Raw genomic sequence first — 25,578 nt, 5'->3', positions numbered from 1 at the left:
GCACTACCACGGCTGTTCGCCCGCGTGCGAAGCTTCACGCATGCTGACCCTGCAACGCGGCAGCCACCACGGGCTGCTGGTCGCCCCGCGCTGGCCCTCCACCCATATCCAACTGGAAGAAGAGGTACTGCAACGCCTGCTCGATGCGCAGGCAATGCTGCCTGACGGGCTGCGACTGCTGCTCACGCGCGGCTTCGAACCCGGCCGCAGCCGGCTCGGCAGCTTCCGTCGTGGCGTGCGTTGGCTAGGTATCGCGTTGTTCCGGGCCTGCTATCCGCAACGCCATGATGAGGTCGATGCCATCTTCGGCGCCAACGGCCACGACATCGATGGCCGTCATATCGATGTCTCGCTGGTACTGCACGGCAAGCGGCTACGGCTGCTGCCCGTGGGCGTATTCACCCCGCCACGCTGGCAGGATCGTCGCGTCGCCCGCCATGCCGAAGCGGTCGCGCGGGTGAAGCGCAGCCTGCAGCGCTGCGGCTTCGAGCTGCATCACAACCCCACCGAAGCCCTGCAGATCCACTGCGATTATCGCCCGCGCTGATCTCCCACCCGGGCAGGCGTGTCACGCCCATCGATAGATGCAAATGATTCTCTTTTGCTGTAAGGTGCAGCCGCTGCCCTTGCCGCCGCGGGCTGTTCCCTTTCCCAGTTGTCGCCCGCCCCGTGTCCACGCCTGTCGAACCGACGGATGTCGCGCAGCTGTGCGCGGCCCATTACCGGCCGCTGCACGCCCATGTCCGCCGTAAACTCCCGCAACGCAGCGACGCCGATGACGTCGTCCAGGAAGCCTGGCTGCGTGTCATCAAGGTCGCCGCCAGCGGCCTGCTGAGCAACGGCCGCGCCTACCTGTACCGCGTCGCCCACAATCTGATCGCCGATCACTACCGGCAACGCCAGCGCCGTCGTGAGGAAGCGCTGGATGACGCCCAACTGCACGCCCTCGCCGATCCTGCACCGCTGCCGGAGCAGCACCTGCTGGACGCCGAACAGCTGCGCCATCTCGACGCGATCATCGCCGCGCTGCCACCGCGCTCGCGCCAGGTATTCCTGCTGGCCCGGGTGGAGCAGATGGCACTGGCCGAGATCGGCCGCCGGCTCGGCATCAGCCGGCAGACCGCGCACGGCCATCTGCTGCGTGCGCTGGTGGCGCTGCAGCAGGTACCCGGCGCATGAGCCCGGAGGCGATCGCGCGCGAGGCCGCGCGCTGGTGGCTGGACGGCCACGACGGCGGCCGCGACGAGCGTGCCTTCAACCAGTGGTACTACGCCGATTGCCGCCACGCCGCGCAGTACCAGCACCTGCAGGCGCTCTGGCAGGCCGGTGATGCCACGCCCAGCCTGCAGCGGCATCAGCGCAAGCGGCAGCGCCGGCACCTGCGCGACGCCGGCACTGCCGTGCTGCTGCTTTGCGCCTTGGGCCTGTATACCCGCCAGGCCGCACCACCGGCCGCGCAGGTGATGCGCACGGCGGCAGGCGAGATCCGTGAAGAAGTACTGCCGGACGGCTCGCACGTGCTGCTGTCACCCGGAAGCGAAGTCCATGTCCGCATCGATGCACAGCGCCGCCAGCTGCAGCTGCAGCACGGCCAAGCCTGGTTCAAGGTAGCCGCCGATGCGCAGCATCCGTTCCAGGTGCATACGACGCACGGCATGGTCACCGCGCTCGGTACGGCCTTCGACCTTGCCGTGCAGGACAACGACAGCGTGGTCACCGTCACTGAGCATCGCGTCCGTGTGGACAGCGGCACCCGCAGTGAGCAGGCCATCGAAGGGCAGCAGCTGCGCTTCGATGGACAGGCACCGATCATCGGCCTGGCCGCCAGCCACAGTGCCCTGGCCTGGCGCGAGCGTCGCCTGCATTGGGTCTCCACGCCCTTGGCCGAGGCCACCCAGGGCCTGGATCGCTGGCATGGCGGCCACACCTGGATCATCGGCGCACACCTGCGCCAGCAGCCGGTCACCCTGCTCGGCAGTGCAGACGGTGCGGCGCGCAGCCGCGACCAGCTGGCCACGCAGCTGCATGTACGCGTGCTGCGCCTGGGCGCGGGCGTGCAGGTGTGGCTGCCGCCACGCAGGGAACATCGCGATGCACCCTGACATCGGCCCTGCCACTGCGTCTACCCAGGATGACGACGCGCTGCGTCAGCCCCTGGAGCTCCCAATGCTGTTTCACCGTCCCCTTGTCCTCGCCCTGTCACTGGCCTGCGCCGGTCCGCTTCCGTTGTTACCTGCCAGCGCACACGCGCAGGCCGCCTCCCGTCACTTCGATCTTCCTGCGCAACCGCTGGCCAGCGCGCTGGATGCCTACAGCCGGCTGACCGGTGTCGATCTGGTGATCGGCGCGGCATTGCCAGGCGGCCAGACGGCGCCGGCACTACGCGGACGGTTCGACGACGCGCAGGCCCTGTCGCGCCTGCTGGCCGGTAGCGGCCTGCGCCCCCGTTTCATCGACGCGCGCCGCGCCACCCTGGAACCGGCGCCGGCCGCCCCCTCCGATGGCAGCCGTCGAACCGGCCCGCTGCGCGTACAGGGCGATATCGCACACCGCCATTCCCCCGGTGCAGGCGCCAGCCAGTATGTCCCGGCGGCCCGCGATGGCTTTGCGCCCGCCGTCGGCAGCGAGCGCGTGGCAATGGCCGAACGCCAGGACGGCAACAGCCTGCTGCGTTCGATGCCCGGCACCCACACTTTCCACTCGCGCAGCCAGCCCGGCCTGCAGGTCAACATCCGCGGCATGACCGGCGCCGGGCGGGTCAACACCATGATCGATGGTGTCACCCAGACCTTCCGCAACAACGCGGGCCATGGCTCCGGTGGTCCGTTCGCCTACGTCGACCCATTCCTGCTGGCCGGTGTGGACGTGCAACGCGGTGCGGTCGCCGGTGGTGATGGTGCCGGCACGCTGGCCGGCAGTGCCAATTTCCGCACGCTGGACATCGACGACCTGCTCGGCGAAGGCCGTGACTGGGGCCTGCGTGCGGGCTATCGCCATGGCAACAACGGCTATGGCAGCGGCCGCACCTTCGCCGGCGCATGGCGCCACAGCGAGGACGGCGGTGACCGCCAGTTCGGCCTGCTGGCCGCTGCCAGCAGCAGTCGCAGCGGCGAGTACGCCACGGCACGCGGGCAGAAGAACAATGCCGACCCCGGCAGCCAGCAGCCCAGCAGCTGGCTGTTGAAAGCACGCCTGCAGCCCAGTGACCAGCATCGGCTGGACCTGAGCCACATGCGCTACGAAAACGACTTCTACCACAACTACCCGTGGCAGATTTCCGCACGCAACCAGCGCGCCAGCTACCACTACACGCCCTACACGCCGTGGATCGACCTGCGCGCGACCTTCGCCGGCAACAAGACCCGGCTGTTCTATCCACCCGTGGAGGATTCCAGCTACATCGGCCGCCGCACCCACAGCAGCCTGAGCAGCTGGACGCTCGACAACACCAGCCGCTTCGATATCGGTGCACTGCAGGCACGCTGGAACACCGGCATCAAGCACCAGTCGGACGTCTACGTGGCCGACACCCCCATCCTGCGCGGCGCCAACCCCCAGGGCCGCAGCCAGCTGGACAGCGTGTTCAGCACGCTGGAACTGCAGTACGACATCTACGCGCTGACTGCAGGCCTGCGCCAGGATCGCTATGGCATCCGCGGCCACGTCCCGGTGTGCTCGGATGTGCCTGGCCAGTGCGCCGAGATCAACGGCGGCGGCATCGACGTGCGCCGTACCCAGCGCGCACTCAGCCCCAGCCTGACGGTCTCGTGGCAGGCCACCGACTGGCTGCAACTGTTCGCCGAAGCCTCGCGTACTTCCCGCCCGCCGCGCGTGCAGGAGATGTTCTTCGAGAAGATCCCGCTGGAAGGCATGAGCGATGCCGACGGCGTGGGTGCCAACCCGTTCCTGCGCCGAGAGCGCTCGCGCAACCTGCAGTTCGGCGCCAACCTCAGCGCCTCCTCGCTGCTGACCGACGGTGACCTGGCGCAGCTGCGCGTCACCCGCTTCGACAACCGCATCCGCGACTACATCAAGCCGCAGTACCTGCTGATCGTGCACCCGCCGGAGGTGGGGCCTTTCGTGGTACCGATCGACAGCGATCAGCAGCTCACTGCCTGGACCGATGCGCTGGACGTGGACGACTTCAGCACCACCACGCGCTGGATGAACCACCCCGGCGTGGTGCGCATGCGCGGTATCGAGCTGGAAGCGCACTACGCCAGCGCGCACTACCACGCCACGCTGAGCTGGACCCGCTCGCGCACCAGTGCGCCTGCCATCGAATTCGTCAACCTGGAAGACATCACCGCCCTGCCCGACCGCTTCTGGACGTTGGATGTCGGCGGCCGCTGGTGGCAGCAGCGCGTGCAGGCCGGCCTGCGCGCCGAATACTCCGGGCCCACCGAAGAAGGCTACGACTTCTTCCAGACCCGCAGGACCGGCGGTACCGGTGTACTGCTCGACTTCTACGCCAGCTTCAAGCCCCAGCCCAACACCACGCTGTGGCTGAACATCGAAAACCTGCAGAACAAGGCCTATGACAACAATGCCTCGATCGACAGCATCTTCAGCCCGATCCTGGACCGCGGCAACGGCCGTGGCCGCACCGTCTCGATGGGCGTCAATGTGGCGTTCTAGCCGCCGCTGGCTGCCGCTGTGCCTGCTCGCACTGGCCGCAACGGCCAGCGCGCAGCCTATGCCCGGCACGGTGATCGACCTGGCCAGCGGGCAGCGCCTGGACGAAGCCGCGTTCGTGAAGCGTGCAGCGAACGCCCCGCGGCTGCTGCTGGGCGAACGCCACGACCTGGCCGGTGACCACGCCGCCCAGCGCTGGCTGCTGCACGCGCTGCAACGGCAGCGTCCACAAGGCGCGCTGGTGATGGAGATGATCGCCAGTGAACGCCAACCGCGCCTGCAGCGGGTGCAGCGCTGGCTGGCCAAGGGCAACCATGCCGATGGTGCGCGCCTGCAGGCGCTGCTGGGCTGGGATACACGCTGGCCGTGGGCCACCTATGGCGGGCTGGTACAGGACGCCACCGCCGCCGGCATCCCCCTGTTCGGCGGCAACCTGTCGCGTGCCGAGGTCGATGCGTTGCTTGCCTCCAACACGTCGGTGCGGTTTCCGATGCCCACCGCCCGGCAACGCCTGTCGGCCGTGGTGCTGGCCCAGCACGCAGACGCCGCACCGATGCTGGAAGGGATGCTGGCCGTGCAACAGGCCCGCGACACCCGCATGGCACAGGCACTGACCGCAGCCCCTGCACCCGCGCTGCTGGTGGCCGGCCGCTGGCATGTACTGCGCGGCACCGGCGTGCCGGGCTACCTGCCACCGGAGGTACCGGCACTGGTGATCGCGCTTGCGTCACCCGACGAAGGCGTCGATGCGGCCGACGCCGATCTGCTGTGGGTGCCGGGCGATGAGTGAACGCGGCCAACACTGGCAGGCGATTGCCATCAGCATCGGCCTGCACCTGTTGCCCTTGCTGCTGTTGGTGCACTGGATGGCCGCGCCACCGTTGCTGCCGCCGCCTGAGCAGGATGTGCGCATCAGCCTGCGCCTGCTGGCACCAGCTACGCCTCCCCAGCCGGTCGAAGAGCGCCTGGCCGACACCCCCAGCCAGGCGCAGCAGGCGCGCGCGTCGCAACCGGCGAAGTCGCCCCCTCCGCCAAAGCCCACCGCCGCGCGCGAGGGCGAGGTGGCCGCCAGCGAGCTCGGTGGCCCTGGCCGGCAAGCCCTGCCGGTCGCCCCGCCTGCGGTCGTGACCGATGCAAGTCCCGCACCGGCATCGATCACGGCCGCGCCGCCCGCTCCCGACGCACCACCGGCGGACTTCCAGGCCGGCGCCGCCAGCGACCAGTGGGAAGCCCGCCTGATGGCGCGGCTGGAGCGTTATCGCTACTACCCCGCCGTCGCGCGCTCGCGCCGGCAGCAGGGGACGGCCTGGGTCAGGGCCAGCATCGATCGCGAGGGACGCCTGCAGGCCCTGCGGCTGGAGCAGTCCAGCGGCCAACCGATGCTCGACGACGCCGCACTGCAGACGTTCCGCCGCGCGCAGCCGCTGCCGCCCATTCCCATGGAAATGAAGGCACCGCAGGAACTGGTGGTGCCGGTGGAGTACTACCTGCGCTAGGCGGCGTAGGCCTCCGCCTCGATCTCGAACAGCATGCCGTCCAGCGCCAGCCGTGGCACAGGAATCAGGGTGCAGGTCGGCGCTGCGCCGTTCGGCCAACGCCGCCGTACCTGCCGGGCGATGATGCCCAGCCGGTCCTCGTCGTGGTCGACCACCAGGATGCGCAACCGTGCGACATCGGCCAGGCTGGCCTGCGCCGAACGCAATGCGATCTGCAGGTTGTCCAGTGCCTGCTCGACCTGTTCCCCGAAGCCGGGGGAGAGATGACCATCGGCATCCTCACCGCCCTGCCCGGCGATATGGATCACCCGGGCGGGAAGGCGCACCACCGCCACGTGCGAGTAGCCGTTGGCCGAGGGGTCGTAAAGCCCCGCAGGATTGAACAGTTCCAGCAGGCCGTGGCCCAGGTCCGGGGTGGTCAGCAGGTTCATGCCGCATGCCTCATGGGGAATGTGAAGCAGTCTGCGACCTCAACCAGAGTTGAGGTCAAACAGATCCGCTGCAACAGTCCGGTCTGCCATGCGCAACGATCGTGCCCACGTGTAGAGCCGAGCCCACGCTCGGCTGCTCAGCGCGAATGGCAGCCGAGCATGGGCTCGGCTCTACCGTTCACGGCTCACGTCCACGCCGGGTCTGCGGTGAAATCGATGGTCAACCAGAAAGTACTGCCCCGCGCATCCAGCCGCACCGCGATCTCATCGCGCATCGCATCGACTTCGCCTACCGACCCCAGCGGCGTGATCGGGTCAGCCAATACATGGATCTCGATGAAGCGCATCCGCCCCATCTTCGCCACATGGCTGGTGAAACCGGCATAGCCACGCTCGGCCACGAACGCCTGCATCACCTGCTGCACGCGCCGGTCCAGATCATCCGGCGCCACCTGCAGCACTTCGCGCATGGCCTTCCACGCGCTGCGCGCTGGCACCGGCAGCATCGCCAGGCTGATCAATGCCAGCACGATCGAATCCAGGTACGGCACCCAATGGTGCCACTCACCACCGTGCAGGACCAGCGCCAACACGAAGGCCAGCACCACTGCCAGGCTCATCAACCCACCCAGCAGCCAGCCACGCACATCCAGCCATAACAGCGCCGAGCGCAGATGCCGCGCCCGCTGCGCAACGAACGCCGCCATCGCCAGGTTGCTGGCACTCAGCAGCGCCGCCCACCACAGCGCGGGCCCGAATTTCACTTCGTGCCCGCCCGTGGTCAGGCCGATCACCGCGTTGGCCAGCGCATACACGCAGGCCAGCGACAGGATCACACCACCCAGCGCTTCGACCATCGGCTCCAGGTGCCAGTAGCCGTACTGAAAGCGCGGGCTTTGTTCCCGCGCCACCAGCCGCAGCACCGACAACGACACCAGGGTCAGGGCGACGTCGACCAGGCTGTACACGCCGTCGAACAGGATGGCCTGCGATCCCACCAGCAGGCCACCGCCGAAGCCGACCGCGCTCACCGCAAGGGTGACACCGATCGAGAACGTCAGGATGCGTTGCTCGCGCGCGGTATCCATCGTTCGCCGATGAGCCGACCGTTACGGGTCAGGCCTTCAGCACCTCCACCTTGTACGAGACCGCATCACCCTCCTGCTCGATGATGAGCCCGTGCACGTCCGATTCGAAGCCCGGGAAACGGGCGTTCTGCTCGCGGGCGATGCGCAGCGACTGGATGATCGGCTCGTCGCTGTCGCCGAAGCGCTCGCCCGGCATGATGGTCGGGATGCCCGGCGGGTACGGCACCAGCATGGTCGCCGCGATGCGGCCACTGATCTGCTCGATGTCGACCCGCTCGATCTCGCCCTTGACCAGGTGGTTGTAGGCATCGGCCGGGGTCATCACCGGCGTCGGCAGGTCCACGTACATCTCGCGCATCACCTTGGCCACGGCAAATTCCTGGTTGAACGCATGCAGCGCGTCGCACAGGTCACGCAGGCCCCAGCCGGCGTAGGCATTCGGATAATCGGCGGCCAGCGTCGGCAGTGCCTGGCTCAGCGGCGCATTGCGGTCGTACAGTTCCTTGAACGCCATCAGCTCGGTGACCAGGGTGCTCCACTTGCCCTTGGTGATGCCCATCGAGAACAGGAACAGCACCGAGTACAGGTTGGTCTTTTCCACGGTGATGCCGCGGCCCCACAGGAACTTGCTCAGCACCGCCGCCGGGATGCCCAGCCTGCCCATGCTGCCGTCCATTGCCAGGCCCGGGGTCAGCAGGGTCACCTTGATCGGATCGATCAACACATAGTCGTCAACCAGGTTCTCGAAGCCGTGCCAGTGCGCGTCCGGCCGCAGGTACCACTCCTCGCGCTTGGCCACCAGCGGTGCCGGCGTATCGCCCTTGTCCAGGCTGCGCTCGACCTGGGTTGGCTGCCACACGCTGAACCACCAGTCGTCGCGACCGAGATCATCGCGGACGTGCAGCATCGCGCGGCGGAAGGCAATTGCCTCGTCATGCATTTCCTGCACCAGCGAGCGCCCGGCATCGCCTTCCATCATCTTCGAGGCCACGTCACAGGCGGCAATCACGCCGTAGTGCGGGCTGGTCGAGGTGTGCATCATGAACGACTCATTGAAGCGCTCGGCATCAAGGTTGCGTTGCGCCGAGTTGCGGACGTGGATCATCGACGCCTGCGAGAACGCAGCCAGCAGCTTGTGGGTGGAATGCGTGGTGAAAATGATCGCATCCTGCTCACGCGGCTTGCCCTTGGCCATGCCGTAGTGGTTCTCGTAGAACGGGTGGAACGCGGCGTAGGCGTACCAGGCTTCGTCGAAATGCAGGAAATCAACTGCGCTGCCGATCTCGTCGGCGATCTTCTCGGCGTTGTAGCACAGGCCGTCATAGGTCGAGTTGGTGACCACCGCGATGCGCGGCTTGGAGCCGGCCTTGTAGGCCTGGCTGGCCAGCGGATTGGCGGCGATGCGCTGCTGCAGCGACTCCGGCGTGAACTGGTCCAGGCTGATCGGGCCGATGATCCCGTGCGCATTGCGGCTGGGCGTGAAGTACACCGGCACCGCACCCGTCATGATCAGCGCGTGCAGCAGCGACTTGTGGCAGTTGCGGTCAACGAACACCACGTCGCCGCGGGCCACCGTGCCATGCCAGACGATCTTGTTGGCGGTGGAGGTGCCATTGGTGACGAAGAAGGTGTGGTCGGCACCGAAGTTGCGTGCCGCCTCGTTCTCGGCATCCTTGATCGGGCCGGTGTGATCGAGCAGCGAGCCCAGCTCCGGCACCGAGATCGACAGATCGCTGCGCAGGGTGTTCTCGCCATAGAACTGATGGAATGCGCGGCCGACCGGCGACTTGGTGAATGCCACGCCGCCGGCATGGCCCGGCGTATGCCAGGAATAGTTCGACTCGGCCGCATGATGGATCAGCGCCTTGAAGAACGGCGGCAGCAGGTTCTTCATGTAGTCTTCGGCCGCGCGCATCACCTGCCGCGAGATGAAGCTCTTGGTGTCTTCGAACAGGAAGATGAAACCGTGGATGTACTTGAGCAGCTTGCTCGGCACCTTCTCGATGGTGCGGCGCTCGCCGTACAGGAACACCGGCAGATTGGCACGGCGTGCGCTCTGCTCGCGCAGGAAGGCGGTCAGGCGCTGGAACTCGCCATCCACCTCTTCGCTGCCATCGATCGAGATCAGCACCGCCGAGGCCGCCACGTAGGTGCGGGCACCGGCCCGGGCGTCATCCAGGTTCAGCCCGCACAGCACGCGCTGGTCGTTGCTGCGCAGCTCTTCCACCAGCGCACGGATCAGGATGCCACCGATGCGCGGCGACTCGTAGTCGTTGTCGATGACAATGACCGGGTAGTCCAGGGACTTGAAGTACACGTTGATTCTCCTTGTCGAACTCAGGAATGCCGGGCGCCGGCGCTGATCGCCGAGGCCTCGCGGGCGCGCTGCCGCTGCTGGCGGCGCTCCTCGCTGAAGAAGGGATAGAACACGGTGATGAACAGCACGAACAGGAAGGCGTACTGCACGATGGTCCCCGACGAGCCGTAGATCGCCCACAGGCAGTACACGACGGTCAGGCTGGTCAGCGTCCAGAACGCACCGGTGTGGACCAGGGTGTGCGAACGCTCGACCACGAAGTAGCACGCCACGCACGAGTAGATGTAGGGCAGCAGGGTCAGCACCACGGCCGCCGACGTGATCACGTCGAACTGGGCCGACGCGGTTTCCGAGGTGGAGGTCACCAGCACCGCCAGGGTCATCAGCACCGCCACGATCAGCACGCCCTTGACCGGCACGTCGTCCTTGTTGGTCTTGCTGAAGATGCTCGGGAACAGGCCGTCATCCGACGCTGCCTTGGCACTCTGCGCGGTCAGCAGGATCCAGCCACCCAGCGAGCCGGCGGCACCGATGAAGGCGCACAGGCTGACCAGCGCGCCGCCCCAGCCACCGACCGCCTTGGCCGCCGCCAGCGCGAACGGTGCGTCGGACACCTGCAGTTCCGCGTTCGGCACCATGCCCATGATCACCGATGAACTGGCGATGTAGGCGATGGCAGCCAGGAACACGCCGGCCAGCGTCGCGCGGGCGACGTTCTTCTCCGGATTTTCGACCACACCGGCAGTCACCGATGCAGACTCGACGCCGATGAAGGCCCACAGGGTCAGTGCCGCAGCGCTCGAGATCGCACCGAAGTTCGACTCGCCAGACACGTTGTAGGCGCCCTTGAAGATGTCGGCATCGAAGAAGAACCAGCCGAAAATGGCGATGCCCAGGATCGGCACCAACGCAAAGCTGGTGGTGACCGTCTGCACGCGGCTGACGAAGGCCGGACCGATCACGTTGGCAAAGCTGAGTGCCCACACCAGCACCAGCACCGCGATGCAACGCACCAGCGGCTCGGACAGGATCGGGAAGAAATAGCTGAAATAGCCCACCGCCGCGATCGGAATGGCGACGTTGCCGATCCAGTTGGCGAACCAGTAGATGGTGTTGGTCTGGAAGCCCATGTACGGCCCGAACCAGTCGCGCGCGTAGGCATAGGGACCGCCCGCCTTGGGTGCGAGCTTGCCCAGCTTGGCGAACACGAAGGCCAGCAGCAGCGCACCGGCGGTGGTGATCAGCCAGCCCCAGATCGAGGCGGTACCGATCTTGGCCAGGCTGGACGGCAACAGGAACACGCCTGAGCCCATCATGTTGCCGGCGACGAGGAAGGTGGCTCCGACCACCCCGATTTTCTTTGCTTCTGCCATGACGATCTCCGGTACTGGCATGAGCCCGGCAGCACCGGGCGTGGGGACGGTTACGCTGGCGTACGACCGCTGGCGTCTATTTGATGAAGTTGTATTGCAGGCTGCCCTGCACCCGGACCGTGTCGCCGCGTGCGCCGCCCTGCTGTTCCAGCCGGCCGTACAGCAGCTCCATGCCCATCGTCCAGGACGGCGCCGGGCTCCAGATCAGGTTGAACACGCCGTAGCGGCTCTGCCGGAATGCATCAGTGGCGAGTGCGGCGTTGCGCTCCAGGGTCAGCTGGCCAAAGATCAGGTTGGAGCGCCACAGCGCGGACCAGTAATGGGTGTAGCCGACGAAACCGCCGTGCAGGTCCAACGCGGCGAGGCGGCCATCGGCACCGACCACTGCGTCCAGTCCGGAGCCGGTCAGGTCGGCGGTGTAGCGACTGAGGCCGCGCCCGCCGAGTACGCCGAACAGCAGCAGGTCGCGCTCGCCCACTGACGCCGAGCCGCTCAGCTGCAGGCCACCGGCCATGCGCCGGTCGCGCTCGCCATCGCCGTCGTAGGCCAGGCTGCGTGCCACCGCGCCCAGCTGCAGGTGGCCCCAGTCGCGCTCCAGGCGCGCGGTCACGGTCACATCGGGCAGGCGGTTGACTGCCGTGCGAGCATCGCTGGCGCCGGCGAGTTCAGTCTTCGGGTCTTCAGCAGCGACGGTCAGGGTGTTGCCCTTGCCTATCGCAAAACTGTGGTGGATGCCCGCCACCAGCAGGTATCCGGCGCCGCCCGGCCCGGCGAAGTCAAGCGTATCGGGCAGGCTGTCCGGGTCCATGAAGCTGGAGTAGCCATAGCCGGCATAGGTGTTGCCAAGCTGTCCATAGGCGTGTCGCAGGCGGAACTCATACCCCTCACTGCTGCCGAAGAAATCGTTCTCCAGGTAGAAACGCAGGTTGCCGTGCGTGGTCGGGCGCCGCGCCTCGAAGCTGAAGCGGGTCTGCTTGGCATGGATGTTGAAATTGGAGACATCGCGATGGCTGCCACCCACCGGCATCGACGACGGAATGAACTGATCTTCGTCACCGGCCGCACGCGAATCGGCAATCGCATCGAGCTTGGCGTAGCCGCCGATGCGGATCACCGTATCGGTGCCGGGAATGGTGAAGAAGCCTTTCAGATCGGGGTCGGTCGGACCGGCTGCGCTGTCGGGACGCGACGCCGCCGTTGAGGGATCGGCCACCGATTCGCGCTGCGGCAGCACCGGTTGCGCCACGCCCGGCACCTGGGTCGGGTGCAGCATGCTGGCGCTGCCGCCCGCCGTTGCTGCCGGGGTCGGGGCCTGCGCCACGGCGGCAGGCGCTGAGCCCTCGCGCTGCTCAAGCCGATCCAGGCGCTGCTGCATGCCTTCCAATGCCTGGCGCATGGCAGCGATTTCCTGCCGCAACGCCTGCGCATCTTCCTGGCCATGCTGCTGCGCATACGCTGGCGCGATCGCCAGTGCGGTCGAACAGGCCAGACTCAGTACCGCCAAGCGCATTGCATCCTCCCTGGACAAACATTCGCAGCGCGCTGGCCGGATACAGGCGCACAGTGCCCTGGCCTCGCGTCGCCGTTGCTGGAAATGCGGATACTGCGTTGACGACACCGGCCAGCCTGCATCCGGCAGGCAACAGGACGATGACACTGCCCTGCCCGCACCGGTGTCGAGCCCATCAAGGCCGCGCTGCCAGAGAGGTGGCGACCGCAGCGGTCTGGGTAACAATCGGGGAGTGAGAGTGTCGTGAATGGCTGTGCCGACCGCCCTGGTTCAAGGCATGTCTGGCGCGGCATCCATGGCGCGTTGACGCTGTATTCCATGCGTCAACAGGCTAATCCGCCTGTCGTTTTTGACCTTGATTGGAATCAAGGCGCGATGCTTGATGTCAGTCACGATTCAGATGTGACGACGAACAGCTGCTGCGCAGCCCTGCTGCCCTCTCCGCCCGCCGCAGGAGCGCCGAAATGCAACAGGCCCGCATGCTGCCATGCGGGCCTGTCGGTTACATAACGACGTTGGCGGCGATCAGCGCGGACCCAGCACCGTCTGCAGGTCGGCGCCCTGCGGCAGGCCCGCGCGACGCTGCACCTGCCCTTGTGCATCCTGGAACAGGATGCCCGGCGTGCCCTGGAAGCCCATCTCGATCATCAGGACCTGGTTGGCATCAAGCTTGCCTGCGATCTCGCGGCTGATGCTCGGTAGCGCCTTGATGCCGCCACGGTCGAACTGGTGCTCATTCTCCAGCAGCGCCGCGCTCGGATCACGCGCCGCGAGGATGGCGGCGGCCTTGGCCGGGCTGTCCTCGCGGATCACGCCGACCATGATGTGGCGCAACTGCACCTTGCCGGCGTCAACCCACGGACGCGCCGCTTCCCAGAACTTGTGGCAGTACGGGCAGTTGGCATCGCTGAAGGTATAGACCACACGCGGTGCATCGGCCTTGCCGTCACGCACCCAGGCGCTGGCTTCCAGCTTGGTCCACATCTTGGCCGACATCGGTGCAGCGACCAGCTTCTCCACCGCCTCGGCGGCCACATCGTTGCCTTCGGCATCGAACAGGCTGCCCACCAGCACATGCTTGCCGTCGGCGGTCACGTACGCGGCGGCGGGCTGCTGCCCCCCCACCACGCCGGCGAAGCCACGCAGGCCACCCGGTGCATCAAACTCGGCAACGACTTCGAAGCCGTGCTTCTCGATGCCTTTCAGCACTGCGGGACGGTCACCCTTGGCCGCGGTGGCCGGAGCGCCGGCGGCCGGCGCTGCCGCCGTCTTGCCCGGCGGGGTCTGGGCCTGGCTGCAGGCGGCCAATGCCAGCATGACCGGCAGCAACAGCACCGCCGGAGCGATGCGCAGGGAAGTCGACAACATGGGAACTCCGTAATGAGATGCCCGCGCAGGCTACCGCAGCCGGCGCAGTTTGTGTTCAAGACCCGCGGCCGTCAGTTCGCCAAGGTGCAGTTCACGCAGGCGACCTTCGGCGTCGAAGAACAGCGTCGACGGATAGGCCTGCACACCCAGCACGGTTGACGCCGAGGCGGTATCGTCCAGCAGCACATTGCCCAGCCGGAGCTGTTCGGATGCAATGAAACCCTTCACTTCGTCCGGGGTTTCCCCCTGGTTGAGGAACACGAACTGCACGTCGGTGTGGGTCTGCTGTGCGGATGCCAGCACCGGCATCTCGCGCCGGCAGGGCCCACACCAGCTGGCCCAGAGATTCAGCACCAGTGGCTTGCCCCGGAACTGCTGCAGGTCGATCACGCGCCCCTGCAGATCGGCCACCTGCACCGCCGGCAGCGGCATCCGCTGCTCCTGCCAGGCTGACAGCAGGTGGCTGCCCACCACCCACGACACCACGCCCACCAGTGCGCCCGCCAGCACCGGCGCACGCAACGCGCGCCAGAGCCGCAGCCGCCAGGTGCCCCACGCCAGGCCCGCAGCCAGCACGACTGCAAGGTGATACCCACCGTCGGCGATCTGCAGGATGCTCCACGGGGCCTCACGGTAAAGCGCGAAGTTCAAGGCGACGAAGCTGATGCGTCCGCACAGCAGGCCGATCAGCAACATGTCCAGAACCAGGCTGGCCGCGGAAGGCACTGCCATCCCGTCTTTCCGACGCGGCCACAGGCGTGCTACCGCCATGGCCAGCAGCACGCACATCAGGATCAACACCACCGGCATCGGCACCGGTCCCACACTCGACATCAGCCCACCTGCCCCATCATCCGTTACCTGCATGGTCGAAGCGTCGCGCCCAGGTTGCAAGCGCGACGCCTACTGCAGGCATCAGGCCACGCTGCGCGGCATCTGCATGCCGGGCGCCGGTTGCAGCCCGCGCAGGCTGCCTGCCACCGATGACAACAGCGGCCGCTCGCGCCGCTTGTTGTTGACCAGCCGGCGATAGTTGGCCGGCGTCATTCCAACAATGCGCAGGAACAGGCGACGGAATGCGCTCTGGTCGGCATAGCCCACGCCCCAGGCCACTTCATCGATGCCCGCCCCCTGCTGCAACAGCGTCTGCGCCTTGGCGATACGCAACCGCTGGCAATACTCGATCGGGCGCAGGCCGGTGGCCTTCAGGAAGCGCCGCTGCAGGGTGCGCGGCTCCAGCCCGGAAATCTCACAGATCGCACCGAGCGTGGCGCCGCGCGCAGCGGTGGTATGCAGCCAGCGTTGCGCCTTCAGTACATCGCGATCGCCGTGGGCGAAGTTGGCACTGAAACGCTCGAGATCCTGCTGGATCGCCGCCGGAACCGTGATCCCCAGCTGCTGCGCCACGGAACTCGCCACGCCCTGGCCGTGCAGCCGGTACAGCAGGCGCAGGGCGAGGAAGCGCCAGGCCTGGGAACCGGCCACCGTCAGCAGGTCGCCGTCATCGACCAGCGCGCGCTCGCTGGGTACCCAGCTGGCCGACTGCCCCTGCAGGCCCGGATGGCGCCCGAGGTCCGGACCACTGACGGTGCGCCCAGCCAGCAGACCGGCGCGTGCCAGCATGCTGACACCGTCGCTGGCGGCAGCCAGCAGACTGCCACCGTCGTAATGCGCGCGCAGCCAATCCAGCAGCACCTCATCGGCGCGCAGGCAGACGCCCTGGCTGATCTGGCCAGGCACGGCGATCACGGCGGGGATGTCCGCCTCGAGCATCTCCGCGCCGGCAATGCGATGCACGCCGGTCTGGCTGGCCGGCACGATCCAGCGGGTCACCAGGACACGCTTGAACGGACGGCGCTGCTGCTGGGCAAGCCGGTTGGCGACATGTGCCATCTCGGTCAGCACGGAGGCGGCCGACGGGTCGCCTCCCGGGTATTCGACCACCGCGACCTCGACGAATCCTTCGTTCCTGAATCCTTCCACAGACCATCTCCTCGGTTCGTTGCAGGCCGTCCAGCGGCCGGTTCAGGCGCAGGGTAGGAACTGCCACGACGGTGGGGCTATGAAGAAAGTTGCAAAGTGCGCTGAATGCGCCGTCAGCGACGGGACCTTGACCCTGGACCAGACTCAAGGCTTCACAATGAGCGGCAGCATCCGCAGGAATCCGCCATGAACATTGGTCAACTGGCACGCCAGGCCGGCGTGCCGATCGATACGGTGCGCTACTACGAACGCCAGCAGTTGCTGCCCACGGCGGCACGCTCGGCCGGGGGCTACCGCATCTTCGGTGAGCAGGACCTGCGCCGGCTGCGCTTCATCCGCCGCGCCAAGACGCTGGGCTTCAGCCTGGAAGAAATCGCCGAACTGCTGGCGCTCAGTGACCGCCACTCACAGGACATGGGCAGTGTGCGCGACACGGCGCAGGCCCGACTGCAGGACATTGCACAACGCATGGCCGAACTGCAGCGCATGCACACCGCGCTTTCTCAGCTGGTCGACGCCTGCCCCGGCCACGGCACGCTGGATCAGTGCCCGATCCTGGCGGCGCTGACCGACGACGCGGCATAACAACGCGCGTGAAGAAAAGTGCAACAAATGCTTGCCAACCCCCGGGGGCAAGGCTATTATTTCGCTCCTCAGCGACGTGGGGCCATAGCTCAGCTGGGAGAGCGCCTGCATGGCATGCAGGAGGTCAGCGGTTCGATCCCGCTTGGCTCCACCAATCTTTCGGCATTAGGCCGTCGAAAGGTCGCTAAAGAACATTGATGAGAATTGCGTCCCCATCGTCTAGAGGCCTAGGACATCACCCTTTCACGGTGGCGACCGGGGTTCGAATCCCCGTGGGGACGCCACTCATCACGAACAACGAGGACCCGGCCGATAACCGGGTCTTTTTTGTTCACCGCCTACCGGCATTCAGGTTGTGGCGTTGCGGTTCCCCTGCCCTCGTGGCGACGGGCGAACCGGAACGAAAAAAGTTCAAAAAAAACTTCCACAAACGTGAACACGCAGGTATGATAGGCGGCTCGGTAACACGGGGCCATAGCTCAGCTGGGAGAGCGCCTGCATGGCATGCAGGAGGTCAGCGGTTCGATCCCGCTTGGCTCCACCACTTTCGACATTAGGCCGTCGAAGGTTCTACAACTTGAAGTTTTTCGTGCGTCCCCATCGTCTAGAGGCCTAGGACATCACCCTTTCACGGTGGCGACCGGGGTTCGAATCCCCGTGGGGACGCCAGTTTCAAAACGGACTCTGCTCCCGGCAGATCATCCGGAGTTTCATGGGGCCATAGCTCAGCTGGGAGAGCGCCTGCATGGCATGCAGGAGGTCAGCGGTTCGATCCCGCTTGGCTCCACCACTTCGACATTAGGCCGTCGAAGGATCTACAACTTGAAGTTTTCGTGCGTCCCCATCGTCTAGAGGCCTAGGACATCACCCTTTCACGGTGGCGACCGGGGTTCGAATCCCCGTGGGGACGCCAATTCTTGAAAACCCCGACTCCGGTCGGGGTTTTTCTTTGCCTGTGATTCCTGGGAAGGCCCTATCCACGCATGGTGTGGATGGCTTCACCCCGATTACGGCTCAGAACCGCCGATACATCCCGATCGATGCCGGTGCCGTGGGCGCGAAACCAAACTGTGCGTACAACCGATGCGCCTCGCCATCGGCCAGCAGGCTGACGTACGCCGATGGCGGCAGGTTGGCCTGCATCCAGCCATCCAGGCGCCGCATCACTTCCTTGCCCAGGCCCTGCCCCTGCAACCGCGGCAGCACCGCGATATCACAGATCTGCAGGTGGCAGCCGCCATCGCCGACGATACGGCCCATCGCCACCAGCTCAGTGCCCTGGTAGGCACACACGCCGAACAGCGTATTGGGCAGCGCGCGGGCGGCCGCTTCCCGGGCCTTGGCACTGAGGCCTGCAAGCACGCGCAACCGGCAGTAGTCCTCGACCGTGGGCACGGCTTCGCGGAACTGGCAGGTGATGGAATCAGTCATGCGGCATCTCCAGATGGGTCGGGCTATCCTGCCGCATCCACGTCGCAGCCGCTGCGACCCAGGCCCCCAGAGTCCCATGTGCTATTCCGCCCTGATCCGCGCTGACTACGCCAAGCTGGTACGCGAGTTCGGCGCCATCCTGTCGCTGGAAGAGTTCGCCGAACTGTACGCACACGATCCAGGCAAGAAGCGGCCGAAGACGCCGAAGGCGATGGATGACGGGTTCGCCGGTGCGCGTACCGAACAGGGCCGGGACATCGTGGCGAAGATCCAGCAATGGCATGCGCAGGAGCAGCAGGCGCTGGAGGCTGAACTGGTCCGGCAGCGCGAACGACGCGATATTGCCCATGCCACGCTGGCCACCCGGCCCACGCAGAAAGCGCGCAATGACCTGCGCGTGGCCGGCAACCGCATCGAGCGCGCGCAGGCCCGGCTGGACGACCTGCATCGGGTGCAGCTGCTGCCGCGCGACAACCGCATTTTCCCCGGCACCTACGCGCCGGTGATGGTCAGCGAGAACGGCCGGCGCGTGATCAAGCCGATGCGCTACCAGTGCCGGTTGCCGGACAAGCCGGCGCGCAACGACGTGCTGTACCCCGGCACCTACAACGCGCGGCGCGACAGCCTGGAAGGTTACTGGCGGGGTGCGTTCGGACTGCGCCACGGCGTGGTGGTGGTGCAGGCGTTCTACGAGCACGTGCCCCGCCACGCCATCGCCGGCCGCAGCCTCGATGCCGACGAAAAGGAGCAGGACGTGGTGCTCGAATTCCGCCCCGATCCACCCCGCGACCTGCTGCTGGCCTGCCTCTGGGCAGAATGGGAAGGACCGGAAGGCCGCCTGCTTTCGTTTGCCACGATCACCGACACACCGCCCAGCGACGTCGCCGCTGCCGGGCATGACCGCGGCGTGGTACCGATCCGCAGGGAACACCTGGACGCCTGGCTCAACCCCGAACCGGATGATCTGGCGCGCCAGTACCGCATCCTCGATGACCGCGAGGAAATCCGTTACGTGTACGAGGAAGCGGGCTGAGCGCCGGACGCGAATGAAAAACCGCGCGTGGGCAGGGCTCCTGGATCAGGGGTTGCCGCCGCACATCGCAGACGTGAGGATTCAGCCCCCCGCAGCTTCCCCCCGCCGGTGCGTGGCGAGCGGCTCAGGCCTTGGCGCTGGAGCGTCCCACCGCACGCGCCAGCGCCCGCGACAGATCGGCCGACAGGTACGGCTTGACCAGCAACAGGCCGGCCAGCATCGGCGCAGGCAGCTGCTCGGCCAGCATCCCGGTGGCCAGCACGAACGGAATGCCACGCGCCGAAAGCGCTGCAGCCACTGGTTCACTGGTCTCGTTGCGGGCCAGCCGGTAATCCAGCAGGGCCACGTCAGGAGTGCTCTGCTCCAGCAGCCGCAGGGCCTCGGACACACTCGCGGCAAGCCCGACCACAGTCGCACCGGCATGCACCAGCTGCATCTGCAGCAGGGCCGCACTCATCTCGTCGTTCTCGACCACCAGCACCCTCAGGTCCTGCAACACTGTCATCAGCTACCGCTCCTGGAGGCAATTGCACGTCGGGAGTATAGCTACCAAGGGGCCAATGCCGACAGGAACCGCCCTGATAGGCTCTCCTACTAGGCATCTCCTGCCGACCTCGGTTACACTCGCATGCTGCCTGCCGGTGTGGCGGAATGGTATACGCAGCTGACTCAAAATCAGCCGGGGGTGACCCCATGAAGGTTCGAGTCCTTTCACCGGCACCACTGCATCAAAGGCCAGGTCCATGACCTGGCCTTTTGCATTTCCCGGGCCGGAGCGCCGGCACTGGCGAGGATGCCCCAGCATGCCCCTCCCACGCTTGCCGACATACTGCGCGCCCATCGCCACGTGCGGGGGCAGCCCCGCGACTTCTGGACGTACGCCCACGTCAACGCCGTCGTGTCACCCCGCTGAAACGAAAATGTGACAGTCGACAAGGTTGCGAATAGCACTAGCGCACACTTTTCTTGCCAGCCTCACCTACTTCTGCCTATCGTGATCCCAGCCGGATCTGGGGGCGGGGGAATGCATGACGTTGCGTGCGGCACTGTTTTTCATGGTCACGCACGCGCTCGTCATTGCCTTGATCGGCCCGCAGGACCCGGTTGGCTCCTACCTGATGCTGATCACCGCCCCCCTTCTGGCCGCTCTGGCCTGCGTGCGACGCGCGCGCGACAGCCAGGCGGCCTGCAAGTGGCGAACGCTGGGCGCTGCCGTCGGCCTGTTCTCGCTGGCCCTGCTGGCCCTGCTGTATCGCAATGTGGCCGGCCTCAGCCCTGCGCAGATGACCGCCTCGTCGCTGATCCTGTATGTGTTCTACCGGATTCCGCTGACCTACGTTGCCGCCAGCCCAGGCGGCGGCAACCGCTGTATCCGTGCGGTGGACCTGGCGGTCATCGCGCTGCTGTGGGTGCTGTACTTCGTGCATACGCGGGCGATGGCACACCTCAACACCGCATTGTGGACGCAATGCCTGCACACCCTGAGCAACGTGCAGAACAGCCTGGTGTTCTGCTTCGCGCTGATCCGCTTCCTGGCCGAGGACAATGCCGACCGCCGCGACTTCTTCCGCACGTTGACGATCTACGCGCTCGGCTACTTCCTGATGGCGCTCTACATCAATACCTGGCAGCCGCAGGTACCCGATGGTGGCTGGGGCGACCTGCTGATCAGCGGGCTCTTCGTGCTGCTGGCAGTGCTGGCCGGCAGCACGTACCGCCCACCGGCGGTGGCTGTGCCGCGCAACCTCCGCCGCATCGTCGATGCCGGCGTGCCGCTGATGCTGCCGTTGCTGCTGATAATGGTGGCGCTGCTGGTGGCACGCCTGCAGCCGACCCTGGCCACCGTGGGGTTCATCGGTGCCATGCTCGGCCATGCCCTGCGCAGCGTGCTCACCCAGGTGCAGATCCAGCGTGAGCGCGACGAGCTGGCGCTGCTGGCCCGGCGCGATCCGTTGACCGGGCTCGGCAACCGGCGCAACTTCGATGAAGCGCTCGGCAGCGCGCACGGCCGCGCCCGTCGCCAGGGCGTGGGGCTGGCGGTGCTGATGATCGATATCGACCACTTCAAGCGACTCAACGACACCTACGGGCATCCGGAAGGTGATCGCCGCCTGCAGGCGGTCGCCGCGATCCTCGACGGCTGCCTGCAACGCGGTGATGACCTGCTGGCCCGCTACGGCGGCGAGGAGTTCATCGCCGCCCTGCCCGCGCCCGACATCGGCCACGCCCTGGGCCTGGGCGAGCGCCTGCGCGCCGCCGTGGAAGCCGCCGCCCTGCCCGCCGCCCAGGCCCACGTGACCATCAGCATCGGCGTGGCCTGGCAGGCCGCGCATGATGAGGGTGACCCGCGCAGCCTGGTCGAGCGTGCCGACCAGGCCCTGTACCGGGCCAAGCATGCCGGCCGCAACTGCGTGCACGCCGCCCCGGCCGTCGAGGCCGGGGAACAACACGCCGACCGCCGCGCCTAGACCGCGCGCAGCACCGCCGCACCATGCATGTGCCCCGCCCCACCCTGCACGCGGAAGCTGGCCACCGTCTGCAGCAGCTGCGCCGACTGTTCTTCCATGCTGCGCGCCGCGGCCGAAGCTTCCTCGACCAGCGCGGCGTTCTGCTGGGTGCCCTGGTCGATCAGATCGACGGCATGGTTCATCTGCTGGATGTCGTCGCTCTGCTGCTGCGCGGCCGTGCTGATCTCGGACATCAGGTCGCTGACCCGGCGCACGTTGACCACGATCTCGTCCATGGTGCGGCCGGCGCTCTCAACCTGCGCGGTACCGGCACCGACATTGGCCACCGACGCATCGATCAGTTGCTTGATCTCCTTGGCGGCACTGGCCGAGCGCTGCGACAGTTCCCGGATCTCGGTGGCGACCACGGCGAAGCCACGCCCGTGTTCGCCCGCACGCGCGGCTTCCACCGCGGCGTTCAGGGCAAGGATGTTGGTCTGGAAGGCGATGCCGTCGATCACGCCGATGATGTCGACGATGCGGCGCGAGGACGCGTTGATCACCGCCATGGTTTCCACCACTTCGTGCACTACGTTACCGCCGCGCGCGGCGACATCGGCGGCACCACCGGCCAGCTGACTGGCCTGCCGTGCGTTGGTCGCGGTGCGCTGCACGGTCTCGGCCAGGCCCTTCATCGACACCGCGGTCTCCTCCAGCGACGCTGCCTGCTGCTCGGTGCGCTGCGACAGATCGCTGTTGCCCTGCGCGATCTCGGTGGCGCCGACGGCGATGGTGTCAGCGGCGAACTTGATCTGGCCGATGATCGCGGCCATCGCCTCGACCAGCGAATTCACCCCTTCGCACAGCTCGGCGATCGGCCCGTTCTTGTCGGCGGTGGCCACGCGCCGGGTCAGGTCGCCTTCCTTGGCGGCCGCCACCACTTCACGGGTCTGCGCCACGGCACGCTGCATGGCCTGGTTCTCATGCACCTGCGCGGTGATGTCGGTGGCGTACTTGACCACCTTGAACGGCTTCCCGTTGAGGTCCAGGATCGGGTTGTAGGACGCTTGGATCCAGACCTCGCGTCCGCCCTTGCCGAGGCGCCGGTACTGGCCGGCATCATATTCGCCACGGCCGAGCTTTTCCCAGAACTGCCGATACTCGGCACTGCTGCGATACTCAGGTTCGACGAACAGCGAGTGGTGCTGGCCACGCACATCATCCAGGCTGTAACCGGTGGCAGCCAGGAAGTTGTCGTTGGCCGACAGGATGCGGCCATCCATGCTGAACTCGATCACCGCCTGCGACTTGTCGATCGCCGCCAGCTGGCCGGCCGAGTCGGCCGCCTGCAGCTTCTGCGCAGTGATGTCAGTGGCGAACTTGACCACCTTGTACGGACGCCCCTGCCGGTCCAGCACCGGGTTGTACGAGGCCTGGATCCAGATCTCGCGCTGGTTCTTGCCAAAACGCCGGTACTGGCCCGCGTCGTATTCGCCACGACCCAGCCGCGCCCAGAGGTCACGGTATCCGGCGCTGCGCGCCTGCTCGGGGTCGACGAACAGGGAATGATGCTTGCCCTGGATCTCCTCCAGCCGGTAACCCATCGCCTGCAGGAAGTTCTCGTTGGCCTGCAGGATGGTGCCATCGAGGGCGAACTCGATGACCGCCTGGACCCGGTGCAGCGCCGCGACCTGCGCCTCCAGCTCGGCACGGCCATCGGCCGCCGCCTCGACGCCGCTGCGGTGCTGCGGTGCCAGCGCGCCCAGCAGGGCGCGCCACGGCGACCAACGGGTATGCAGCTCGGCCGGCGCCTGCGCGCCCGCCGTAAAGCCTGGAATGAGCATTGTCTGATCCTCGGTGTCCGGTAAGCGGTTGCGACCCGACGGGCGGGATGCCCGGCGGCAACTTCAGTTGCTTGGGACTACAGGTACCGGCAGGCACCCCTCGAGCGGCTGGCAAGAACGTCTGGTGCGGGTGCGATCGGCATAAGGAGCGGCGGAACACACAGCGCGGGCCGCCCGTCGGGGGCAGCCTGGGGTCCTGCAGCGGGCGACTTGAGCGGGATCCAGAGGGAATATCGGCGATGCGATCGGTGGCTTTAGCCGGATTCCGCGACGTCCGTCGCATCTTCAGATGCTCCTGCAGGGATGCGGTAGACAATCGCGATGCACTTCACATTCTGCTCACGCGAGACAGGGGCACCGCCGAGCGGTTTCGCCAGGCGCCGGCTGGGCAGGTTCTGCTCGGCACCGGGTGTCGTCAGGGCATATGTCGCGCGTTGTCGCCGTCACTGGGCATAGCCTTGCCCGGCACGCGGATGCAGTTCAAGCGGAAAAGGTTTGCATGACCAACGGGAGATCCGGTGGTAGATGAAACTGGCCAGCATGCAGCGAACCGCAGGACGCTCACTGACACGGAGATCGCATGTTCCCACGCCTGGCCAGTTTCCTCATCCTGGGCCTGTGCAGCAGCGGCGCCTTCGCTGCCGACGCCACCTACCGCCCCAGCTTCCATCCCGACCAGCTGAAGGGCCCGCCTGCCGGGCGCCCGAACGAAGCGCTGGTACTGGGCACCCCCCACTTGTCCGGCCTGCCCAAGTCCTTCCAGCCCGCCTTGCTTGAACCGTTGCTGCAGCGACTGGTCGCCTGGAAGCCCGAGCTGATCGCCACCGAAGACCTGTCAGGCCTGCAGTGCGATTTCATGCGTCGCTACCCGGCACGCTATGCGGAGAGCGTGGCCACCTACTGCTTCGACACCACCGCTGCGCAGGCTGCGACCGGACTGGACGTGCCTACGGCGAACACCCAGGCCGAGCACCTGCTTGCGACCTGGCCGGACGAGCCGACGCCCGCCCAGCGTCGTCGGCTCGCAGCATTGTTCCTGGCAGCGGGTGAACGCGGCTCGGCGCAGGTGCAGTGGCTGCGCCTGCCTGCGTCCGAGCGCAAAGGCGGTGATGGACTGACACCTGCCTTGGTCGAGATCCTCGAAAAAGGCCTGGTTCGCCGCAATGAAACCCACCTGATCGCCGCCGAGGTCGCCGCCCGCCTCGGGCAGGAACGCCTGTGGGCCGTGGACGACCACACGGCCGATTCGCCCACGCCCGCCGAGGATGAAGCGGCGGCCAGCGCGGCCATCACCGGTGCCTGGAACAATACGCACTCGCGCGCGCGGCGGGAGGCCGATGAACGCCTCGTGGCCGATCTGGACAAGCCCGGCGGTGTCATGGCGCTGTATCGGGACTACAACAGCCCGGCGGCGGCGATGGCCGCCTACCAGAGCGACTTCGGCGCGACGCTCGTCGAGCCGTCCTCCAAGGCGTTCGGCCGGATGTACGTCGGTTACTGGGAAACCCGCAACCTGCGCATGGTCGCCAACATCCGCGACGTGCTGAGCCAGCATCCTGGCAGACGCATGCTGGCCATCGTGGGTGCCTCGCACAAGGGCTACTACGAGGCCTACCTCAATCAGATGCATGACGTGCGGCTGGTCAGTGCGGACACGGTATTGCGTTGACGGGAACAGGTGCCGGCCATGCGCCGGCGCTATCCTGCAAGGCCCGATTCGCAGGAGCCGACATGCTGAAAGTGATCGCCGAGGATTTCATCCATCCCGATGCGGTGGACACCGTGCTTCCCCTGTACCGGGAGCTGGTCGCATGCACGCTGCGCGAGCCGCTCTGCCTCGGCTATGAACTGTTCGTCGACCAGAAGGATCCGGGCCACTTCATCTTCATCGAGCTGTGGCCCGACCGCGCCGCGCTCGACCTGCACTGTGCCAGCGAACACTTCCAGCGCCTTGTGCCACAGATCAATGCCTTCCAGTGTGCGCCGTGCCGGTTCCTGCTGATGGATGCCGTACGGGTGTAGTGCCTGCAGCGGGAT

22 protein-coding genes and 7 tRNA genes are annotated in these 25,578 nt (G+C 66.8%); 18 read left to right on the top strand and 11 right to left on the bottom strand.

Annotated elements, in window-relative coordinates:
* Window positions 1-40: 40 nt before the first annotated feature.
* From AC5QAB_RS05610 to AC5QAB_RS05585, 6 genes are all read left to right on the top strand, one after another.
* Window positions 41-547, top strand: coding sequence for a hypothetical protein (locus AC5QAB_RS05610; RefSeq protein WP_414614192.1), 507 nt, complete (start codon window positions 41-43; stop codon window positions 545-547).
* Between the two features lie 122 nt (window positions 548-669).
* Entirely contained in the window at window positions 670-1,179 is a 510-nt protein-coding gene (locus AC5QAB_RS05605) for a sigma-70 family RNA polymerase sigma factor (RefSeq protein WP_197562133.1), read from the top strand.
* Window positions 1,176-2,102, top strand: coding sequence for a FecR domain-containing protein (locus AC5QAB_RS05600; RefSeq protein ID WP_197562132.1), 927 nt, complete (start codon window positions 1,176-1,178; stop codon window positions 2,100-2,102). Before AC5QAB_RS05605 ends, AC5QAB_RS05600 begins: the two co-directional genes overlap by 4 nt.
* 64 nt (window positions 2,103-2,166) lie before the next feature.
* Window positions 2,167-4,638, top strand: coding sequence for a TonB-dependent receptor domain-containing protein (locus AC5QAB_RS05595; RefSeq protein WP_197562131.1), 2,472 nt, complete (start codon window positions 2,167-2,169; stop codon window positions 4,636-4,638).
* Entirely contained in the window at window positions 4,625-5,425 is an 801-nt protein-coding gene (locus AC5QAB_RS05590; protein ID WP_032957281.1) for a ChaN family lipoprotein, read from the top strand. Before AC5QAB_RS05595 ends, AC5QAB_RS05590 begins: the two co-directional genes overlap by 14 nt.
* A complete protein-coding gene (locus tag AC5QAB_RS05585; protein WP_495233206.1) occupies window positions 5,418-6,131 on the top strand; it encodes an energy transducer TonB family protein in 714 nt (237 codons plus the stop codon). The genes AC5QAB_RS05590 and AC5QAB_RS05585 overlap by 8 nt, the downstream gene beginning before the upstream one ends.
* On the opposite strand, the gene AC5QAB_RS05580 is transcribed toward AC5QAB_RS05585, so the two are convergent.
* The 8 genes from AC5QAB_RS05580 to AC5QAB_RS05545 all read right to left on the bottom strand — a co-directional run bounded on the left by AC5QAB_RS05580 (window position 6,128) and on the right by AC5QAB_RS05545 (window position 16,201).
* On the bottom strand, window positions 6,128-6,562 hold the full coding sequence (locus AC5QAB_RS05580) for a RidA family protein (protein WP_049406192.1): 435 nt from the start codon (window positions 6,560-6,562) through the stop codon (window positions 6,128-6,130). The two genes, AC5QAB_RS05585 and AC5QAB_RS05580, sit on opposite strands and share 4 nt — an antisense overlap.
* 185 nt (window positions 6,563-6,747) lie before the next feature.
* A complete protein-coding gene (locus AC5QAB_RS05575) occupies window positions 6,748-7,650 on the bottom strand; it encodes a cation diffusion facilitator family transporter (RefSeq protein ID WP_032957286.1) in 903 nt (300 codons plus the stop codon).
* A gap of 28 nt (window positions 7,651-7,678) precedes the next feature.
* On the bottom strand, window positions 7,679-9,967 hold the full coding sequence (locus tag AC5QAB_RS05570; protein WP_049440967.1) for an Orn/Lys/Arg family decarboxylase: 2,289 nt from the start codon (window positions 9,965-9,967) through the stop codon (window positions 7,679-7,681).
* Window positions 9,968-9,987: 20 nt separating this feature from the next.
* Complete coding sequence (gene adiC / locus AC5QAB_RS05565; RefSeq protein ID WP_021204506.1) at window positions 9,988-11,340, bottom strand: arginine/agmatine antiporter; 1,353 nt, start codon at window positions 11,338-11,340, stop codon at window positions 9,988-9,990.
* 76 nt (window positions 11,341-11,416) lie between these two features.
* The gene (locus tag AC5QAB_RS05560) at window positions 11,417-12,850 is read right to left on the bottom strand and encodes a DcaP family trimeric outer membrane transporter (protein WP_069118259.1); all 1,434 of its coding nucleotides are present in this window, start codon (window positions 12,848-12,850) and stop codon (window positions 11,417-11,419) included.
* A 525-nt stretch (window positions 12,851-13,375) separates the two neighbouring features.
* Window positions 13,376-14,218 carry a thiol:disulfide interchange protein DsbG gene (gene dsbG, locus AC5QAB_RS05555; protein WP_032957294.1) on the bottom strand — a complete coding sequence of 281 codons (843 nt, stop codon included), beginning with the start codon at window positions 14,216-14,218 and terminating at the stop codon, window positions 13,376-13,378.
* A 30-nt stretch (window positions 14,219-14,248) separates the two neighbouring features.
* Window positions 14,249-15,052, bottom strand: a complete 804-nt coding sequence (locus tag AC5QAB_RS05550; protein WP_197561710.1) for a redoxin family protein — start codon at window positions 15,050-15,052, stop codon at window positions 14,249-14,251.
* A gap of 81 nt (window positions 15,053-15,133) precedes the next feature.
* Complete coding sequence (locus AC5QAB_RS05545) at window positions 15,134-16,201, bottom strand: GlxA family transcriptional regulator (RefSeq protein ID WP_032957296.1); 1,068 nt, start codon at window positions 16,199-16,201, stop codon at window positions 15,134-15,136.
* A gap of 186 nt (window positions 16,202-16,387) precedes the next feature.
* On the opposite strand from AC5QAB_RS05545, the gene AC5QAB_RS05540 reads away from it, so the two are divergent.
* From AC5QAB_RS05540 to AC5QAB_RS05510, 7 genes are all read left to right on the top strand, one after another.
* Window positions 16,388-16,786 carry a heavy metal-responsive transcriptional regulator gene (locus AC5QAB_RS05540; RefSeq protein WP_032957298.1) on the top strand — a complete coding sequence of 133 codons (399 nt, stop codon included), beginning with the start codon at window positions 16,388-16,390 and terminating at the stop codon, window positions 16,784-16,786.
* A gap of 78 nt (window positions 16,787-16,864) precedes the next feature.
* Window positions 16,865-16,940: transfer RNA gene (locus AC5QAB_RS05535), tRNA-Ala, on the top strand.
* Window positions 16,941-16,994: 54 nt separating this feature from the next.
* Window positions 16,995-17,070: transfer RNA gene (locus AC5QAB_RS05530), tRNA-Glu, on the top strand.
* Between the two features lie 184 nt (window positions 17,071-17,254).
* Window positions 17,255-17,330: transfer RNA gene (locus tag AC5QAB_RS05525), tRNA-Ala, on the top strand.
* A gap of 49 nt (window positions 17,331-17,379) precedes the next feature.
* A tRNA-Glu gene (locus AC5QAB_RS05520) sits at window positions 17,380-17,455 on the top strand.
* Window positions 17,456-17,500: 45 nt separating this feature from the next.
* Window positions 17,501-17,576: transfer RNA gene (locus AC5QAB_RS05515), tRNA-Ala, on the top strand.
* A 47-nt stretch (window positions 17,577-17,623) separates the two neighbouring features.
* Window positions 17,624-17,699 (top strand) — tRNA-Glu (locus AC5QAB_RS05510).
* Between the two features lie 101 nt (window positions 17,700-17,800).
* Here the strand turns inward: AC5QAB_RS05510 and AC5QAB_RS05505 are convergent.
* Entirely contained in the window at window positions 17,801-18,217 is a 417-nt protein-coding gene (locus AC5QAB_RS05505) for a GNAT family N-acetyltransferase (RefSeq protein WP_032957300.1), read from the bottom strand.
* A 76-nt stretch (window positions 18,218-18,293) separates the two neighbouring features.
* Here AC5QAB_RS05505 and AC5QAB_RS05500 point away from each other — a divergent pair, with 76 nt between their 5' ends.
* Complete coding sequence (locus AC5QAB_RS05500; RefSeq protein ID WP_197557357.1) at window positions 18,294-19,250, top strand: SOS response-associated peptidase family protein; 957 nt, start codon at window positions 18,294-18,296, stop codon at window positions 19,248-19,250.
* A 124-nt stretch (window positions 19,251-19,374) separates the two neighbouring features.
* Here AC5QAB_RS05500 and AC5QAB_RS05495 read toward each other — a convergent pair whose 3' ends face one another.
* Window positions 19,375-19,755, bottom strand: coding sequence for a response regulator (locus tag AC5QAB_RS05495; protein ID WP_032957303.1), 381 nt, complete (start codon window positions 19,753-19,755; stop codon window positions 19,375-19,377).
* A 132-nt stretch (window positions 19,756-19,887) separates the two neighbouring features.
* Between AC5QAB_RS05495 and AC5QAB_RS05490 the strand changes: the two genes are divergently transcribed.
* Together AC5QAB_RS05490 and AC5QAB_RS05485 are read left to right on the top strand one after the other, a co-directional pair.
* Window positions 19,888-19,973, top strand: a tRNA-Leu gene (locus AC5QAB_RS05490).
* Window positions 19,974-20,278: 305 nt separating this feature from the next.
* A complete protein-coding gene (locus AC5QAB_RS05485) occupies window positions 20,279-21,718 on the top strand; it encodes a diguanylate cyclase (protein WP_197561709.1) in 1,440 nt (479 codons plus the stop codon).
* On the opposite strand, the gene AC5QAB_RS05480 is transcribed toward AC5QAB_RS05485, so the two are convergent.
* Window positions 21,715-23,541, bottom strand: a complete 1,827-nt coding sequence (locus AC5QAB_RS05480) for a methyl-accepting chemotaxis protein (RefSeq protein ID WP_164110563.1) — start codon at window positions 23,539-23,541, stop codon at window positions 21,715-21,717. The two genes, AC5QAB_RS05485 and AC5QAB_RS05480, sit on opposite strands and share 4 nt — an antisense overlap.
* 580 nt (window positions 23,542-24,121) lie before the next feature.
* Between AC5QAB_RS05480 and AC5QAB_RS05475 the strand changes: the two genes are divergently transcribed.
* Window positions 24,122-25,210, top strand: a complete 1,089-nt coding sequence (locus tag AC5QAB_RS05475; RefSeq protein ID WP_197561708.1) for a DUF5694 domain-containing protein — start codon at window positions 24,122-24,124, stop codon at window positions 25,208-25,210.
* Between the two features lie 62 nt (window positions 25,211-25,272).
* Window positions 25,273-25,563, top strand: a complete 291-nt coding sequence (locus AC5QAB_RS05470) for a putative quinol monooxygenase (protein ID WP_014647538.1) — start codon at window positions 25,273-25,275, stop codon at window positions 25,561-25,563.
* Window positions 25,564-25,578: the final 15 nt, after the last annotated feature.

It is taken from the genome of Stenotrophomonas sp. YJH_SMC_127 (genome assembly GCF_059372445.1).
This window is presented reverse-complemented; position numbering and strand designations above follow the sequence as displayed.